The sequence below is a fragment of the Oscillospiraceae bacterium genome, from assembly GCA_022483045.1.
Classification (GTDB): Bacteria; Bacillota; Clostridia; order Oscillospirales; family Acutalibacteraceae; genus Caproicibacterium.
This window is the reverse complement of the sequence record JAKVOA010000001.1, coordinates 1,059,763-1,077,166: the sequence shown is the minus strand read 5'-3', so window position 1 is coordinate 1,077,166 and position 17,404 is coordinate 1,059,763. Positions and strand designations below refer to the sequence as shown.

At 48.5% G+C, this 17,404-nt stretch carries 16 protein-coding genes; 14 read left to right on the top strand and 2 right to left on the bottom strand.

All coding sequences use genetic code 11. From position 1 onward, the window contains the following. Positions 1-412 precede the first annotated feature (412 nt). From LKE53_05210 to sigE, 9 genes are all read left to right on the top strand, one after another. Positions 413-2,800 (top strand): VWA domain-containing protein, encoded by a 2,388-nt coding sequence (locus tag LKE53_05210; protein ID MCH3972153.1) that lies wholly within the window; start codon positions 413-415, stop codon positions 2,798-2,800. Positions 2,801-2,835: 35 nt separating this feature from the next. Further along, on the top strand, positions 2,836-3,087 hold the full coding sequence (locus LKE53_05205) for a hypothetical protein (GenBank protein ID MCH3972152.1): 252 nt from the start codon (positions 2,836-2,838) through the stop codon (positions 3,085-3,087). Continuing rightward, positions 3,080-3,649, top strand: coding sequence for a signal peptidase I (lepB, locus tag LKE53_05200; protein ID MCH3972151.1), 570 nt, complete (start codon positions 3,080-3,082; stop codon positions 3,647-3,649). Before LKE53_05205 ends, lepB begins: the two co-directional genes overlap by 8 nt. Before the next feature lie 180 nt (positions 3,650-3,829). Further along, positions 3,830-4,900: a QVPTGV class sortase B protein-sorting domain-containing protein gene (locus tag LKE53_05195; GenBank protein MCH3972150.1), complete on the top strand. Its 1,071-nt coding sequence runs from the start codon at positions 3,830-3,832 to the stop codon at positions 4,898-4,900. Positions 4,901-4,952: 52 nt separating this feature from the next. Continuing rightward, the gene (gene srtB / locus LKE53_05190; protein MCH3972149.1) at positions 4,953-5,699 is read left to right on the top strand and encodes a class B sortase; all 747 of its coding nucleotides are present in this window, start codon (positions 4,953-4,955) and stop codon (positions 5,697-5,699) included. Between the two features lie 35 nt (positions 5,700-5,734). Next, complete coding sequence (locus LKE53_05185; GenBank protein MCH3972148.1) at positions 5,735-6,364, top strand: hypothetical protein; 630 nt, start codon at positions 5,735-5,737, stop codon at positions 6,362-6,364. Between the two features lie 136 nt (positions 6,365-6,500). After that, positions 6,501-7,343, top strand: a complete 843-nt coding sequence (gene srtB / locus LKE53_05180; GenBank protein ID MCH3972147.1) for a class B sortase — start codon at positions 6,501-6,503, stop codon at positions 7,341-7,343. Positions 7,344-7,504: 161 nt separating this feature from the next. Continuing rightward, positions 7,505-8,467: a sigma-E processing peptidase SpoIIGA gene (locus LKE53_05175; protein MCH3972146.1), complete on the top strand. Its 963-nt coding sequence runs from the start codon at positions 7,505-7,507 to the stop codon at positions 8,465-8,467. Further along, positions 8,349-9,041: an RNA polymerase sporulation sigma factor SigE gene (gene sigE, locus LKE53_05170; GenBank protein MCH3972145.1), complete on the top strand. Its 693-nt coding sequence runs from the start codon at positions 8,349-8,351 to the stop codon at positions 9,039-9,041. Before LKE53_05175 ends, sigE begins: the two co-directional genes overlap by 119 nt. A gap of 97 nt (positions 9,042-9,138) precedes the next feature. Here the strand turns inward: sigE and gatB are convergent, their stop codons facing one another. Together gatB and LKE53_05160 are read right to left on the bottom strand one after the other, a co-directional pair. Further along, entirely contained in the window at positions 9,139-10,560 is a 1,422-nt protein-coding gene (gene gatB, locus LKE53_05165) for an Asp-tRNA(Asn)/Glu-tRNA(Gln) amidotransferase subunit GatB (GenBank protein MCH3972144.1), read from the bottom strand. A gap of 178 nt (positions 10,561-10,738) precedes the next feature. Next, complete coding sequence (locus LKE53_05160) at positions 10,739-11,530, bottom strand: ECF transporter S component (protein MCH3972143.1); 792 nt, start codon at positions 11,528-11,530, stop codon at positions 10,739-10,741. A gap of 123 nt (positions 11,531-11,653) precedes the next feature. On the opposite strand from LKE53_05160, the gene LKE53_05155 reads away from it, so the two are divergent. From LKE53_05155 to LKE53_05135, 5 genes are all read left to right on the top strand, one after another. After that, the gene (locus LKE53_05155) at positions 11,654-13,012 is read left to right on the top strand and encodes a PLP-dependent aminotransferase family protein (GenBank protein ID MCH3972142.1); all 1,359 of its coding nucleotides are present in this window, start codon (positions 11,654-11,656) and stop codon (positions 13,010-13,012) included. Positions 13,013-13,145: 133 nt separating this feature from the next. Then, positions 13,146-14,897 carry an aspartate--tRNA ligase gene (gene aspS / locus LKE53_05150; GenBank protein MCH3972141.1) on the top strand — a complete coding sequence of 584 codons (1,752 nt, stop codon included), beginning with the start codon at positions 13,146-13,148 and terminating at the stop codon, positions 14,895-14,897. 12 nt (positions 14,898-14,909) lie between these two features. Then, on the top strand, positions 14,910-15,188 hold the full coding sequence (gatC, locus tag LKE53_05145; GenBank protein MCH3972140.1) for an Asp-tRNA(Asn)/Glu-tRNA(Gln) amidotransferase subunit GatC: 279 nt from the start codon (positions 14,910-14,912) through the stop codon (positions 15,186-15,188). 10 nt (positions 15,189-15,198) lie between these two features. Continuing rightward, entirely contained in the window at positions 15,199-16,680 is a 1,482-nt protein-coding gene (gene gatA / locus LKE53_05140; protein MCH3972139.1) for an Asp-tRNA(Asn)/Glu-tRNA(Gln) amidotransferase subunit GatA, read from the top strand. Between the two features lie 247 nt (positions 16,681-16,927). Then, positions 16,928-17,341, top strand: coding sequence for a transcriptional repressor (locus LKE53_05135; protein ID MCH3972138.1), 414 nt, complete (start codon positions 16,928-16,930; stop codon positions 17,339-17,341). The last annotated feature ends 63 nt before the right edge of the window (positions 17,342-17,404 follow it).

Genomic DNA, 17,404 nt, shown 5'->3' with positions numbered 1-17,404 from the left:
TATGGCATTCCCTTTTCACTAAATTGTCAAAAAAGTGAATCAATCGGTACAAAAAAACAATTTTACGACATTTTTTTAAAAAAGTACTCCTAAAAATTATGCAATATTGCGAAAAAGAAATTTACGTATATATGGAAAATATGTGAAAATACATTGACAAGTTGTTGAACAAAATGGTAGTATATGCATAGTTACATAAGACAGCTGTATTTCCGCTGAATAAAGCCTGTCCCAGCAAAAAAGTTCTTTCACGGAAAATAGCGCCGAATTTTCAAGTCCATGTTTCTTCCAGCACTGCACTGCTTTTACAGCTTTCGGGTAAGTCTTACGGAAATTTGCCGGGGCAGCTGCAGCAAAACAAAAACCTAATCCTGCGGGCGCTTGCCCGTAATCTTAGGAGAGAAAGGAAAAGATGACTTTGAGCAAGCTGTTTCAGAAAAAAGGCCGCTTCAGCAAGGCTCTGGCCGTGGTGCTTGCGCTTGCCTTAGCAAGCGGCGCGGGCGTGCTTTCTGTAAGCGCCGACACTTCCTCTGGCAAGGACAGCGGCACATCTGCGTCCTCACAGCAGAGCAGTACGTCTTCCGGCACAGAAGAGCCGAGTACCACTGTACAGGAGGCAAATAGCGCGGATAGTTCTTCTTCCACTGCCTCTTCGCAGACAGAAAAAGCCGCGGCTTCTTCTTCACAGTCTTCCAGCAGTTCTCAAGTGGTAAAAAAGAAGATTATGTCTGTGCCGACTGTTGCCGCTCCCAGCAACAACGGCCTAACGAATTCCAACGGTGAGGCTGAGCTGGGTGTTCCGGCACATCAGAAGTACATTAAGAAAAACAGCGATGGCACCTATACGCTGTCTTTAAACGTGACCGGTGACTCGCAGTCCAGCGAAAGTCAGACAGCAGGGGAAGCCGATGTCGTGCTTGTCATTGATACTTCCGGCAGTATGAATGAAGGCGGTGGAAACGGTTCCACGCGCTTATCTACCGCTCAGGCTGCTGCTAAAAGTCTTGCCACAAAATTGCTCGACAGCAAAACCAACAGCAACGGAAATATCCAGGTGGCTGTTGTGGACTTTGCTACCCGGGCCGCAACACCACAGGCCCTTACAACCAACTATAGCGCTGTTGCCGCCACCATTAATGCCTTACATGCTGGTGGCGGCACTAACTGGGAAGCTGGCCTGAAAGCTGCAAACAACATTCAGGCGCGCAGGGGCGCAGAAAAGTATATTATCTTCCTTTCTGATGGTGACCCAACTTACCGTAACACCTCTGTGGTGACAAGTACAGAGACAGATTTTTTGGGAAACACCTATAATAAGAAGGACGGAGATGATGAAGATTTTATGTTCCAGACTTGGGGTGTTCACGGCAGTGGTAATGATGACCCATATAGCGCCAACTACAAGTGCGCAGTCGATGAAGCCAATAAGCGTGGAGAAGGTGTCGCTTTATTCTCTGTCAGTGCAGCGGCCGGTGTCACAAGAATGACGGACTTTGCCACGGCTACAAAAGGCGCCTATTATGATGGCACTGACGCAAAAAAATTGAATGCTGCTTTTAATAATATTTATAAGACAATCACCAAGACCGCAACCTATAAAGGTGTAAGCATTACCGATACGCTGTCACAGTATGCACAGTTTGCGTCAAACAACTTTACTTACACAACGACAGACGCAACTGGTACAGCAACAACATGGTCCACTGCACCGCAGGCAAGTGTAAGCGGCAACACGCTTACATGGGACCTCGGCGAGAATATGGTTCTGGAAAAGGGCACTACCTACACGGTTAGTTTTAATATTAAACCGACCGATGCCGCTAGCGACTATCTTACGAATAATAACGGTGTCTATCCAAATAAAGGCGATACCGGTACAGATGCCCCAGGCAATAATACAAGTTCCGGCAAAGACGGTTTCTTCTCCAACGCTACTGCAAAAGTTGCGTTCACGGTCGTAAGGACAGAAGGCAATACTACAAGTTCGACCAATGGCACAGCAAATTATGCAAAACCTGTTTTGCAGGTAACTGATGGGGCCATAAGAATCTGCAAAACTTTTACAGGTTCTACTCTGTCAGCAGATCAGCAAAAAGGAGTTACCTTTACGGTAAAGAATTCTTCAGGTGCAACTGTAAAGACAGTTACTTATGATTCTTTCACTAATGGTTCTTATTTAGTACGGAATCTGAAAGAAGGTTCTTATACGGTAACCGAATCAAATAACCAAATTGATGGCTATAAGCTAACTGCTTCTTCCACATCAGTAGCAGTAAAGGTTACTGCCGGTCAAACTTACTTTGCTCGTTTCACGAATCAGTATTCTCAGCCTACTTTAACTGTTAAAAAAGTTATTTCCGGTAAGATGAGTGAAACCAATAAAGAGTTTACCTTTACCCTGACGCTTTCTAAAGATGGAAAAGCCTATACTGATGCTTTAAAGGGCGGCAATACAATGCTTGCAGCCAATAGCAACGGCACTTATACCTTTAAACTCAAAGGTGGTAACTCTATTTCTCTTGTCCTTCCTTACAATTATTCTTATACCGTAACCGAGGACAAGAACGATAATAAAGACTACACAACAACGATTGTAGCTTCTGATTCCAATCATGTTGATATTGAGGTCCCCTCTGTGAATGGCCAAATCGCTTCGGACCAGACCTTGACCTACACAAATGAAAAAGAAGCGGTTGTCCCGACTGGGGTCAGCAGCAATACCGCACCGTATGCGGTGATCTGTGGGATCGCTCTTGCCGCAGGTGCAGCATACGTTGTTTCCCGCAAAAAGAGAGTCTAAGTAAAATTTCAGAAAGTAAGAGGTCTAGCGTATAAATGCCTGCAAAGTCAATGGAAGAGATCGCCGCCCTGCTCAAAGAAATGAAATTCCGCAAAAAAACTTTTGGCGGGGTAGAGGAAGCGGACGTTTGGAAACAGCTTAAGTCCCTTCAGCTGGAGTATCAAAGTGCCTTTGACGCACAGGCAGAGCGTTATGAAGCGCTGCTCGAAGAGCGCCAGGCGTACATTTGCCGGCTAAAACAGCAGCTCGCAGATTTGCAGGCCGGGCATGGTGATGCCAATGGCTAAGAAAAAGCCACAGCAGCCGCCAGAACCGCTGACACCCGAAAAAGTGATTGACGGGCGTTTGCGCCGCCTAGCCGACAAAGATGCTGTTATTACGTTCTTTACGAAGCTTGCCAGTGTTGTTATTGTGGTTTGGCTGGTGTTCAGTTTTATCTTTGGCCTGCATGTTGCTGCAAATGAAGACATGTATCCGCGCATCAGCGCGGGGGATTTACTCCTGTATTACCGCCTGGATAAAGACTGTGCCGCCAGTGATGTTATTGTCTTTCAGAAAAACGGTGTCACGTACACCGGCCGCGTGGTCGCTATAGCCGGCGACAGTGTGGAGATTACGAAAGACGGCCATGTAAAGATCAACGGCAGCGTGCAGTCAGAGGATAAAATCTTCTACCAAACACCGCAGTATGGCAGCTATGTCAAATATCCGCTCAAGCTCGGCGCCGGCCAGGTTTTCGTTTTGTGCGATTACCGCGAGGGCGCAAAAGACAGCCGCTATTTTGGTGCGGTAAATACCTCCGAAATAAAGGGTAAGGTCTTTACTGACCTGCGCCGCAACAATTTTTAGCACTGCATTCCGTATATTTACTGCATCTTGGGGCTTTGCCTGGGGCGAGGAGGTAAACCTTTGGTGTTTGTCCCTCGTGCAGTTGATATAAGCCGATTTCATTCGCCTGTTCAAAAGCTCTGTTGTAAGCTTAATAGCCCACAGACAACAAATCATTAGAGGCCTGAAAGGAAGATTGTAATGCAAAAAAAGAAAATGTTCAAACGCATTGCTGCTGTTGCATTAGCAGCCGCCATGTCTGTTTCCGTGTTCGCAATTTCCGCATCCGCTATCGATGATAAGGATACAGCTGTAAAAGCTGTAAAACCTGTAACAAGTTTTAAGATCACGAAGATCGTAGACAAAACTGACGTAGACAAAACTGACGTAGACAAAGCTAAAAATGTCTATGCACCAAAAACAACTTTCAACTTCACTATTGAGCCAGCAGCTGGTATAGACAGCCCGACAAACCCAATCTATAAAGGTGTTGAGGGCGGCGTAGCCAAATCTGCTGCGATTTCTTTTGACCCGGCAACTGATGGTTATACCGCACAGAAAGATGCGACCATTGCAATTAATGCCGAAGCATTTACTAATCCTGCTAAGCCTGGTATTTTCCGCTATGCAGTGAAGGAAACTGCTGGTAATTACGATGGTATTACGTATGATGCAACTACAAAGTATCTGGATGTTTATGTTGACAACACTGGTGTCGTTTATGGCGTTGCTTTTGAAGGCAAGACGACCGACAAGGCCAACGGCGTTTTCACCAATGAGTACAAAACTGGCACTGAAAATGGTGTCAATGACTTGATTGTCAAGAAGACTGTTACCGGCGGCCAGGGCGACCTGAACAAAGACTTTCATTTCAAAGTAACCGTTAAGGGTGCTGATGGCGAAAAGTACACAGTTTCGAAGACCACTAAAGAAGGCACAAGCACTGCTGCTTCTTTAACTAGCGGCACTGCTGTTACATACACCTTAAAAAGTGGCGAGTATCTCACGGTTACCGGCCTTTCTAAAAACGATACCTATACTGTAACAGAGATCGAGTCTGGCACAGATGGCTACACCACCACAGGCGAAGTTAAGACTGCAACTGCTAAGACTCATACTACTACTCCAACAACTGTAACAGTTACCAACGACAAACAGGAGGTAGTTATTACCGGCGTCGTCATGCATGTTGCACCGTATGCACTCATGCTGGTACTGGCTGGCGGTTTCGCAGCTGTGTACTTTACCAAAAAGCGCCGCGCTTCTAAGTAAGTCATAATTTCGCAATCGGTTATTTCATTGCTGTAAAGGAGAGACCCTCGGTTTGGAAACAGCCGCAAAAGTAGCCCGTGGCGCCAACAGAGTGCTTGATTTCATTGTGGGCTTGGCGATCGTGCTGGTCATGCTGTTTGGCGGTTATTCGCTATGGAATTCCTATATGCTGTATAAGGGCGCTTACACTTCCAGTGACCTTTTAAAGTATAAGCCAAGTGCTGACAATCCTTCCAACCCGACTCTTGCCGAGCTTATGAAGCTCAACCCGGATGTACGTGCATGGCTTACGGTAGATGGCACGCATATCGATTATCCTGTTGTGCAGGGCAAAACAAATTTGGATTACATCAATAAAGATGTATATGGTCAGTTTTCCTTTTCTGGTTCCATTTTTCTGGATTGCAACAATGCGTCGGATTTTTCCGATTTCTATTCGCTTCTGTATGGTCACCATATGGAGCATGGCGCAATGTTCGGCGACATAGCCGATTTTCGTCAGCAGTCATATTTTGATACTCACAAGACCGGTACGCTGTATCTGCCAGGCAAAACATATTCCATTTCTTTGTTTGCCTGTGTTTCAGCTGACGCTTATGACTCAAAAATATTCTCACCTGCCGCAGTAAAGACAACAGCCGAGAAACAGGAAATGCTTTCTTACATAAAAAGCAAATCTCTGAATTATCGCGACTTGGGCCTTACTGCAAATGATAAAATAATTGCTATGTCTACGTGTACAACAGCCACTACCAACGGCCGCACGGTCCTGTTTGGGCGGCTGGTTCCCAAAAAATAGTTCATTAAAGGAGGTGCCGAGGGAACACCATGGTTATGAAAAAACGTTTTTGCACAGTTTTAGCGCTCTTTATGTTCGTAATGGCATTGTTTCCGGTATCCGCATTAGCAGCGTCGTCTGATTATTCGACTACATTTACTTGCCCTATCGAGAATGTATTCACAGGTACGCCAAATAAAATACCTGATTTTCAGTACACAATTACTGCTGTAACTGCGAATGCCCCAATGCCCAAAGATACTCAGGCTACCATTTCAGGCAGCGGAAAGTCTAGCTTTGGCCCAATCACTTTCACAATGCCTGGTAACTATGAGTACAGAATTTCCCAGACAAAAGGCACAGCAGAGAACGTTACGTATGACACGGCTTTTTACAAGCTGACAGTTATTGTTACGAATGATAGCAATGGCGGTCTTGCCAGTCAAGCAAAAATTCAGAAAAATGCTGTTGGTTCCAAAGACGTTCAAGTTCTTTTCACCAACAGTTATGCCGCACCTGTCGTACCATCTTCTGTTCCAACACCAGTGACTTCGGTTGCTGTGACAGAGCCTGCTAAGCCAGCAGTAACCAGTGACTCCAGTCACACAGGTCTGCTTGCGGCAGTTGCCTGCATCAGTGCAGCCTGCTTAGTCGTTTTGTGTGCTAAACGGAAAAAGGTTCAGTAATTTCTGCTTTGCTAAATAAAGAACAGGCTTTTGCCCTATGGGTGAGAGCCTGTTCTTCGTTTTTGTGGCTTCTTGTCATTCTACTAGGAAACTGGTATAATAAAGGGAATTTCAGACTCTATGGAGGAACCAGCTCTTGAAGAAAAAAGTAATGACCGTTTTTATCGTTTTGTTTGCGGCTGTGTTTGCGGTAAGCGCATGTATGCTAATTTACAACGAAATGCAGTACAAAAACGGCAAAGATATATACACGAATGCGGCAAACATTGCGAAAATCCCAACACTTTCCACTTCTAGCAGCGAAGTTGCAGCTTCCGGCGGCAGCAGTCAATCATCCGGCGGCAGCAGTCAATCATCTGGTGGCGAGCAGGCGAGTGCCGCTGCGGCGGATTACTCAGCGTCTCTGCAAAAGATGGATTTGGCCGCTCTGCAAAAGGTAAACAGTGAAGTTATTGGCTGGATCACCATTCCCAATACGGTCATTTCTTACCCAATTCTGCATCATTCTGATAATTCCTATTACCTGACGCATACGTGGAATCGGGATGAGGAGATTGTCGGCTCCATTTTTATGGAATGCAAAAACACGGCGGATTTTTCAAATTTTAATACGATTCTTTACGGGCATCACATGAACAACGGCTCTATGTTTGCTTCCCTGAAGGATTATAAAGATTCAAGCTACTGGAAAGCTCACCCAAATATTTATATCACGAATAAAACCGGTTGCCATACATACCAAATTTTTGCTGCCTATGAAGTCAGTACAGAGGGGCAGACCTACCAAATCGGTTTTCCGGACCTTGCTTCTAGGCAGTCCTATTTACGTGCTTGTGGCATCATGTCGCAGATTTCTACTGGCATTTCCCCAACGGCTTCCGATCACGTTCTCACGCTTTCCACCTGTACAGGGCATGGCCACGCCACGCGCTGGATTGTGCAGGCAGTATTAAAAACGAGCACAGCTTCCTCCAAATGACTTATAAAACAAGGCAGATACCTTTTCATTTTAGGTATCTGCCTTTTCTTTTTTTGCCGAAAACAGTGTCTATAAAATCTGTTTTATAGGAGGAGGTTTGACAAATTTTCTTTTGCGCCCGCTTTATACTTGTCAGCAAGGGGGTGATCCTATTGCAGACGGTGTATGTTGATGTATTGCTGGCAGTAAACCTAATGATTGATTACTTTCTGCTGCTGCTTGTGGCAAAGTTTCTGCATCTCAGCGTACGCCGCTACCGCCTGCTTTTTGGCGCGCTGATTGGCGCCGGTGGCTCCTTGATTATTCTACTGCCACCGCTTGCGCCTCTCCCGGAAATGCTGTTGCGGCTGGGGCTTTCGCTGCCGATTACATTGGCGTCGTTTGGCTTTCGCGGATTTCCGGCATTTATGCGTCAAGTACTGACCCTGTTCCTTTTCAGCTTCGCTTTGGCCGGAATCTTCCTTGCAGTATGGTACTTTATTGCCCCCGGCGGGCTGTTTGTGAAGAACAGCGTTATTTATTTCTATGTGCCGCCGCTTTTACTGGTGGTACTCACACTTTTTGGCTATTTCCTGTTGCGCCTATTTCAGCGCAGCGCAGAGCGCCGCGCCCCGCGGCAAAGTAGTTGTCAGCTACAGCTGTCACTGGAAAGCGGTTCCGCAGTGCTTTCTGCGCAGATTGACACCGGCAGTGACTTGAGGGAACCCTTTTCTGGTCTGCCTGTCATTGTTGCAGAGGAGAGGGCACTGCCACCTCGGCCCAAAGAAGCGCCACGGGTTGTGCCGTTTACCTCAGTCGGCGGTGAGGGACTGTTGAAAGCATGGCGTGCAAAAGACTGCACACTCCTTTTTCCGGGCGGAGCGGCTTTTCAGGCCGATTGTTATATCGCTTATACAAAGCAAAGCCTTGCCGGCGGGGCATATCAGGCGCTGGTTCCGCCTGCTCTGCTGCAGGGGGAGGAAAATGACGGTCCACAAGGCAAAATCATACGAAAGGGAAAAGAATATGCTGGAAAAATTGAAGCACTGGCTTCGCCATTTGTTTGCTGTACCAATACACTACATCAACGGCCCAGAAACCCTGCCGCCGCCGCTTACCAAAGAGGAAGAGGCAAAAATTTATAAACAAATTGAAGAAAACGTGCCCAATGCTCGTGAACCGCTGATTACGCACAATCTGCGTCTGGTCGTATATATCGCAAAAAAGTTCGAGTCGCCGGGGGCGGGGGCTGAGGACCTCATTTCCATCGGGACCATCGGACTTATCAAAGCAGTAAACACCTTTCGGCCGGAAAAAAAGATTAAACTGGCGACCTATGCTTCCCGCTGCATCGAAAATGAAATTCTTATGTATCTGCGTAAATCAAGCCAGTTAAAAAACGAAATTTCCATCGACGACCCGCTGAATATCGATTGGGACGGCAATGAACTGTTGCTTGCCGATGTTCTTGGCAGTGACAGTGATACAGTCAGTTCCGGTATCGAAGAAGAAAACGAGCGCCGCACGCTGCTGGTGGCGGTGTGTGCGCTGCCAAAGCGCGAGCGCCAGATTATGGAAATGAGATTTGGGCTAAACTCCTATCAGGAGCACACGCAGAAGCAGGTGGCGGATGCGCTAGGCATCTCACAGTCTTACATATCCCGGTTGGAAAAACGAATTATTGCGCGCTTGCGGCGCGATCTAGAAAAAGCGGGGTGACAGTCTTCTAGTATAAAATATAAAAGCAAACAAGAAAAGGCACCTTTCTGCCGCGTTTTACAGCGACAGAGGGCGCCTTTTTGTGTTTTTGCGTTGTTTATGATTCTTTTATCAGCTGAATCAGCAGGGTTTCTGCTTTTTGTGCGTCCGCACGGCCGCGTGTCGATTTCATGACATAACCCACCAGGGCCTTTACAGCTTTTTCTTTGCCTGCGCGGTAGTCTTCTGCAGCTTTCGGGTTTTTGCCAAGAGCTTCTTTGCACAGATTCTCCAGCTGTTCGTCGTCAATTCCGGCCAAGTCTTTTTCACTCAGGAAAGCACTCATGGGCTTGCCGGAGTCCAGCATCTTTTCCAGTGTGGATTTCACCAAATTCATGCGCAGCTTGCCGGATTCCAGCAGTTTGAGCAGTGCATTAAGATTTTCCGGCGGTACAGAAACGGAAAAAGTTTCTTTGTCAGCCTCTGTTTCCATGCGGCGGAAAATCTGTCCTAAAATGCAGGAGGCAGCTGCCTTGCCGCTTTTCAGTCCAGCAGCAGCTTTGTCGAAATAGTCTGCGACGTTGCGGTAGCGCAGCAGCTGCTGTGCGTCTACTTCATTTAGGCCGAGCAGTGTGGTCCAGCGCTCTGTACGTGCCGTGGGGCCTTCCGGCAGAGCACTGCGCAGCTTTTCGACGTATTGGCGCGAGATGTGAATGGTTGGCAGGTCCGGCTCCGGGAAATAGCGGTAATCCTGCGCATCCTCTTTTCCGCGCATACTTTCGGTGCAGTCCTCGGATTCATTATAGCGGCGGGTTTCCTGCACCACTTCTTCGCCACTTTCCAGCAGGTCGCACTGCCGGTCATACTCGTATGCCATTGCCTTCGTGATAAAGCTGATGCTGTTCATATTTTTAATTTCCGTGCGTGTACCCAGCTTATCGCGGCCCTGCGGGCGTACAGAAACGTTTACGTCGCAGCGCATAGAGCCTTCTTCCATGCGGCAGTCGGAAACGCCGATATAGCGCATTAAAAACTGCAGCTTTTCCACGTATTCTTTTGCTTCTTCCGGCGAGCGGATATCCGGTTCACTGACAATTTCAATCAGTGGTATGCCGCCGCGGTTGTAGTCTACATAGGTGCTGCCGCGGGAATGCACCAGCTTGCCAGCATCTTCCTCAATGTGAATGCGGGTAATGCGCACCTTGCGCCCATTTGAAAGCTGTATATAGCCGTGTGTACACAAAGGCATATCAAACTGCGAAATCTGGTATGCTTTTGGCAGATCGGGATATACATAATTCTTTCGGTCCATTTTGCTGATCTCTGCAATCTCACAGTGTGTTGACAGCCCGGCCATAATCGCGTACTCAACTACTTTTTGGTTCAGCTTTGGCAGGGCGCCGGGCAGACCAATGCACACAGGGCAGCAGTGGGTATTGGGTTCACCGCCGAATTCTGTGGTGCAGCCGCAGAAAATCTTCGTTTTTGTTGCCAATTCTACGTGTGTTTCCAGTCCGGCCACCAGTTCATATTTGCTCATTCTGTTCAGATACCTCCTGGCCCTGTCCATGTAATAAGAAGACAATTACGTACAATTAAAACAAAACAGGAATTATCTTTTAGCATACCGCACCTCGAAAAGGTTGTCAACGCTTTTGCACGGCAAAGCGGCATAAAAAATCCGCAGCTTATGGCTGCGGAGAGAAAAGATAAAGCACTTACTGTGTGCGAAAAGCCAAATGGCTGCGCCGCAGTGCCGCACGGATTAGGTAAAACAGTGGAATGGAAACAACATCTGCAATAATACCGTTGGTTACAGTTGCTGCGAGCTTTACAGTCATAATCGTGTTCAAAGCCTTTGCAGCATTGCCCAAAAGAACGCCCTCTATATAGCCGTGCGTCAGGTAAAGGACGCTGTAGCACAGAGAACCGATGACTGCCGCGGCGATAATGCGCCCAAGCTGAAATTTTCCGTTTTCCGTTTTATTCAGTTTTTGGCCGCTCAGGCCCCACGCAATCAGGCCGCAGACAAATGCCATAACAAATTTCGTAACAAAAGTTAAGACGCAGCTATCTGCCCAGCCAGTGATAATGTCATACAAAAAGCTGCCAAGGCCCGCCGCCAGGCCTCCGTAAATCGGCCCAAGCATCAGACCTGAAAAGATGCAGAAAACGTTGCCAAAGCCGATTTGTGCTTTTCCGGCTATCGGCAGGCGGATGGTCAGAAAGTATCCGGCCAGTACCAGTGCCGCAAGCATACCGCCAAAGGCCAGGTTAAACGTACTGGACATGCCTGTTACGTTGTAATTCGTATGCTTTAAAACAAAATACAGGCACACTAAGAGTACGGCCCCAATCGCGCCGGCAAAACCAAAAGCACTGGCGCCTTTAAAGGATTTCATATTGAAAAAAACTGCAGAAAGCGCTGCACATGCCACAATCAGCACCCAATAAATGAGTGTACGCGCAGCGTTTCCCTTTGCTTTTTCCTGTTTGACCTTTTGTTCCATAAAAATCCCTCCAGTTTTGACTCCACAGTGGAAGTTTGATATAATCATATAGAAAATCTGTATATAATAAAAGCTACAGTTTGTAAAAAAACAAAGAGTACAGTTTAAAAAGAGGGCATATTGTTGACGTACGATTATATTCAGCTGCAGAAGCAAAGCAGCACGCCGCTGTATGAGCAGCTGTACGAACAGCTGCGTGCAGCCGCACAAAATGGCAGCCTGCAGCCCGGACAGAAACTGCCCAGCATTCGCCGCCTCAGCGAAGATTTGGGCCTTTCGCGCACAACGATTGAGACTGCTTACCAGCAGCTGTGCGTCGAGGGTTATATAGAGGCGCGGCCTCAGCGCGGCTTTTTTGTTTTAACGGTTGGCGGAAAACGCGGTGCACAGCCAGCGGCTGTACCGCAGTCGCCTCAGCCGCAGCTGCGCTATAATTTTGGTACGGATTCCGTCGACAGTACCTGCGCTGACCTGAAAATTTGGCGCCGCCATATTCGTGAGGTGCTGAACCGCCCACAGGTCCTGGTCCGTTATGGGGCACATCAGGGGGAGCTGCCCCTGCGGCAGGCGCTGAGCGCCTACAGCTACGGCGCACGCGGCGTAGTCTGTTCGCCAGAGCAGATTGTTATCGGTGCCGGCACACAGCCACTGCTTTACCTGCTCTGTGGCCTGCTGCAGGGGAATATCGGCGCAGTCGCATTAGAGGAGCCAGGCTTTGTGCAGGCAGAGCAGGTCTTTACAGACTGCGGCATGGAGGTCCTGCACCTGCCCGGGGACAAAAGCGGCCTGCTGCCAGAGGCCCTTTCCAGCAGCGGGGTCAAAATTGCCTATGTCTCTCCCTCTAGTCGGCAGGGCAGCGGTACACCTATCCCGCTTCTGCGCCGGCAGGAGCTGCTGCGCTGGGCTGCGGAATGCGGTGGCCTGTTGATTGAGGATGATTATAATGGTGAATTGCGCTACCGTGCACGGCCGATTCCTTCAATGCAGGGCATGGCTGCAGATGGGCGGGTTGTGTATTTGGGTTCTTTTTCAAAGCTGCTGCTGCCTAGTGTGCGCATAGGTTATATGGTGCTGCCACAGCGCCTGCTGCCGCTGTATCTTGCGCGGGCGGCACACTATAACCAGACAGCCTCTAAAGTGGAGCAGCTTGCCCTTGCGGATTATGTACAAAGCGGGCAGCTTGAGCGGCAGCTGCGCCGCCTGCGCAAGGTCTATGCACAAAAGAGCAGTCTGCTCATGCAGCAGCTGCACAGTACCTTTGGCACGCGGGTGCAGCTGCATTTGCAGGAAACACCGCTGTGTGTTACCCTGCATGTTTTAAACGGACCATCGCCCGCTCGCCTGACAGAACTTGCCGCTGCGCACGGGGTACAGGTGCGCCCCGGCCCTGAGGGCCAGGTGACTCTAGGCTTTGCGGGAATCCCGCTGGAAGATATTGCTCCGGGTGTGCAGGCTTTACATGAAGCATGGAAAATCCTATAATCTTGCATTTTATGTTGAATCATTATGAAATTGATGTTATACTTTAATACTATAAAGCAGTGTAGGTGCCTTTTTTTCTGCGGTGGGCAGCTGCATTTAGCTTGAGTTTTGTAGATAAAGGGGAATCTCAGGAATGATCTGTAAGAACAAATACCGCACCAAATCCTGCGGCGAGATCAGTGAAGCCGACATTGGCACAGTCGTCCGTGTGGCTGGCTGGGTTGAAAATATCCGCGATCACGGCGGCGTACAGTTTCTTGACCTGCGCGACCAGTACGGCGTTGTACAGGTAGTTGTACATGATGAAGCCATGCTTCAAAATGTCAATAAAGAGTGCACGCTCACTGCTTCAGGTGAAGTTATCCTGCGCGATGAAGACACTATCAATCCTAAAATTGCGACCGGCACAGTGGAAGTAAAAGCAGACTCTCTGCAAGTGCTGGGCAAGTGCCGCGCGGTACTGCCGTTTGATGTTGTTACCAGCCGTGAAACAAAGGAAGATGTCCGGCTGAAATACCGTTACCTTGACCTGCGAAACCCCAAAGTTCACAATAATATCGTTCTGCGCAGCCAGATTATCTCTTATCTGCGTCAAAAAATGACCGACCTCGGCTTTTTGGAAATCCAAACGCCGATTTTAAGCGCGTCTTCACCAGAGGGCGCCCGTGATTACCTGATTCCAAGCCGCAAACACAAAGGAGAATTTTACGCGCTGCCGCAGGCGCCGCAGATTTTCAAGCAGCTGCTTATGGTTTCTGGGTTTGACCGCTATTTTCAGGTGGCGCCTTGCTTCCGTGATGAAGACGCCCGCGCCGACCGCTCTCCCGGTGAGTTTTATCAGCTCGACTTTGAAATGGCATTCGCTACACAGGAAGATGTCTTTGCCATTGCTGAGCAGGTAATTGGGGATACGTTCCGCAAATTTGGCGGCGGCAAAGAGGTTTCTTCCGCGCCATTTCGCCGCATTCCGTATCAAGAGAGTATGCTGAAATACGGCACTGATAAGCCTGACCTGCGCAATCCGCTGGAAATCGTTGACCTTTCCGATTTATTTACCGATACTGCATTTAAACCTTTCCACAAAAAGTGCGTGCGCGGCATTGCTGTACCGGACTGCGTTAAGCAGCCGCGCTCTTTCTTTGCAGGAATGCTCGCTTTTGCAGAGTCTATCGGTATGAAAGGCCTTGGCTATATAGAGGTACTGGAAGACGGTACCTACAAAGGCCCAATCGATAAGTTCCTGTCAGAAGAACAGCGCGCGGAGCTGGTTCGCCGCGGAAAATTGGAAAAGGGCAGCGTCATCTTCTTTATCGCAGATGACAAAGCTTATGCGCCGCAGCTTGCCGGGCAGATTCGTGCTGAACTCGGCCGCCGTTTAGGGCTGATTGATAAAAGCCGCTTTGAGCTTTGCTTTATTGTCAATTTTCCGATGTTTGAAATAGATGAAGAAACTGGAAAGTATATCTTTACGCACAATCCATTTTCTATGCCGCAGGGCGGCATGCAGGCGCTGCTGGAAAAGGCCCCCGAAGATGTACTGGCTTACCAGTACGACATCGTCTGTGATGGCGTAGAGCTTTCTTCTGGCGCTGTGCGCAACCATGACCTTGAAATCATGAAAAAGGCCTTTGAGATTGCCGGATATACCGAAGATGACCTGCGCACGAAGTTCACTTCACTGTATCATGCTTTTCAGTACGGTGCTCCGCCGCATGCAGGCATGGCACCTGGCATTGACCGCATGGTCATGCTGCTCACCGGAGAAGAAAGCATCCGTGAAGTTATCCCGTTCCCCATGAACTCCAATGCGCAGGACGTTATGATGGGTGCGCCCGGCAAAGTGACCGAGCAGCAGCTGCGTGAAGTTCATATTAAGCTTAGGTAAGGAGGAAACAGCATGGTTACGCATGAGGAGATTTTAAAAATTGCAAAGCTTGCCAAGCTGGAGGTCGCACCGGAAGAACTGGACGGCCTGACAAAAGATATGAATGAAATCATCTCTTTTGCAGACACCATTGCCTCGGTCAGTGCCGAAGAAGAAGCGTACGCCGACCAAAACGGCCTTGAAAATGTGCTGCGCACAGACGAAGTACAGCCGGGCCTTACCTGTGATGAAGTGCTTGCCAATGCACCGGATACGGATGGTAGCAGCTTTGTCGTGCGGCCGCACGCGTAAGGAGGAACTCATGCAGTCATTCAGTACAATTAAAAAAATACAGAATTTATATACCAGCAAAGTCTGTTCCTGCACAGAGCTGACTCAGCGCTATCTGAATGCCATTAAAAAAGAAAACGGTGAGCTCAATGCCTTTACCTGCGTTACGCCTGAAACTGCGCTGCAGGCGGCTGAAAAAGCCGATGAGAAAATCGCGCATGGCGATCCGCTTGGCCCTGTAGAGGGCGTTCCCATGACACTGAAAGCTAACATTAGTACCCGCGGTATTGACACGGACTGCTGTTCCCGCATTTTAGCCGGCTATAAGCCGGTGTACGACGCGGCCGTGTGGCAGATTTTGCAGCAGCAGGGCGCGGTTTTGCTGGGTAAGAGCAATATGGATGAATTTGCAATGGGCTCCAGCTGTGAAACCAGCTGCTACGGTGGTGCTCGCAATCCGCACAATGTACAGCGTGTAGCGGGTGGTTCTTCCGGTGGTGCTGCAAGCGCGGTTTCTGCTGGACTTGCAGCCTATGGCATTGGTAGCGATACCGGCGGCTCAATTCGTCAGCCGGCCTCTTTCTGTGGAATCGTCGGCCTAAAGCCGACCTATGGTGCAGTTTCGCGCTATGGTTTGGTTGCTTACGCCAGTTCTTTTGACCAAATCGGCCCGCTTGCTGGCTGTGCCGAGGATGCAGCAATTCTGTTTGACCTGCTTTCACAAAAGGATTCACGTGACAGCACCAGCGTGGGTGCCCGCTGCGCCGCAGTGCCCGCTTTGCAGCAAAGCCTGAAAGGAAAACGAATTGGCCTTGCTGCTGAGTACTTTGACGGCTTACAGGGGGGCGTAGGTGCTGCCCTTGAAAAGGCCGAGCAGGTCTTTACGCGGCTTGGCGCGCAGCTTGTACCGCTTTCCATTCCGGAAATCAAGTATGCGCTGCCGGTTTATTATATCCTTGCCTGTGCCGAGGCTTCTTCTAACCTTGGCCGTTATGATGGCATTCGCTATGGTATGAAGGCAGAACACTACACCGGCGTCAATGATATGATTTCTAAGACGCGCAGTGCAGGCTTTGGCCCGGAAGTCAAGCACCGCATTCTGTTGGGCACCTATGTGCTTAGCGCAGGCTATTACGATGCCTACTATAAAAAGGCGCAGCTGCTCCGCCGTAAAATCCGTCATGCCTTTGAGTCTGCCTTCCAGCAGTGTGACCTTCTTTTGGCGCCTACCGTTCCACGCACCGCTTTCCCGCAGGGCTTTACTGCACAGGACGCTGTAGAAACCTATCAAACTGATATTTGCACTGTACCGGTCAATATTGTTGGGCTGCCGGCAGTCAGTGTGCCTTGCGGCTTTGACAGCGACCAGATGCCGGTCGGCATGCAGCTGATTGGAAATGCTGGCTGTGAAGATGTCATTTTAAACGCGGCGCACCAGTACGAACTTGCCGCTCGGGCTGATACATTCCGCAGCGCGGCACGTTTGCAGCTGGATACAGTAAAAACTAAATAAAATATTAAAATCATTTATGAGCCAGAGTGGCTGTACCAAAAAGGTATGGCTGCCATGGCTTTTTGCTATTCTGTAAAAATATTTTCATTTTTTTAGAAAAAAGCCTTTACAAATGATAATTGATGTGGTAATGTATATGCAGAAACAATAACAGTTCTTATTATTACTTTTCTTTACACTTTTTCTTCTGTGTGCTACAATATTTTGAAAACAAATAATCATTCTCATTTTATGGAGTATTGCAACAATGGAAAAAAAGCAAAATTTCAGCCGCAAGCGTGAGGCCATCTTAGAGGTGCTCAAAAGCACCAAAACACACCCGACAGCCGAGTGGATCTTTCAGCAGTTAAAGTCTGTTTATCCTGACCTTAGCTTGGGTACAGTTTACCGCAACCTCAGCCGCTTTAAAAAAGATGGCACCATCATTACCGTTGGCGTAGTCAATGGGCAGGAGCGCTTTGATGCAGACATTTCGCCGCACTCGCATTTTGTCTGTATTCGCTGCGGTGCTGTGCAGGATGTAACGGGCGAGTTCCTTAGCCCAGAGGTTGACCGCCGAATTTCCGGTTTGCTTTGCGCACAGGTATCCAGCCATCAGGTCTTGTTTCGGGGACTGTGTGCGGCATGTCTGGCGGGAAAAAAGACAGAAAAGGGTGCATAACATCCTTTCTATAAACAGATTCTATAATCAAATTTCAAATTATTTTATTTTGGAGGTATTTTC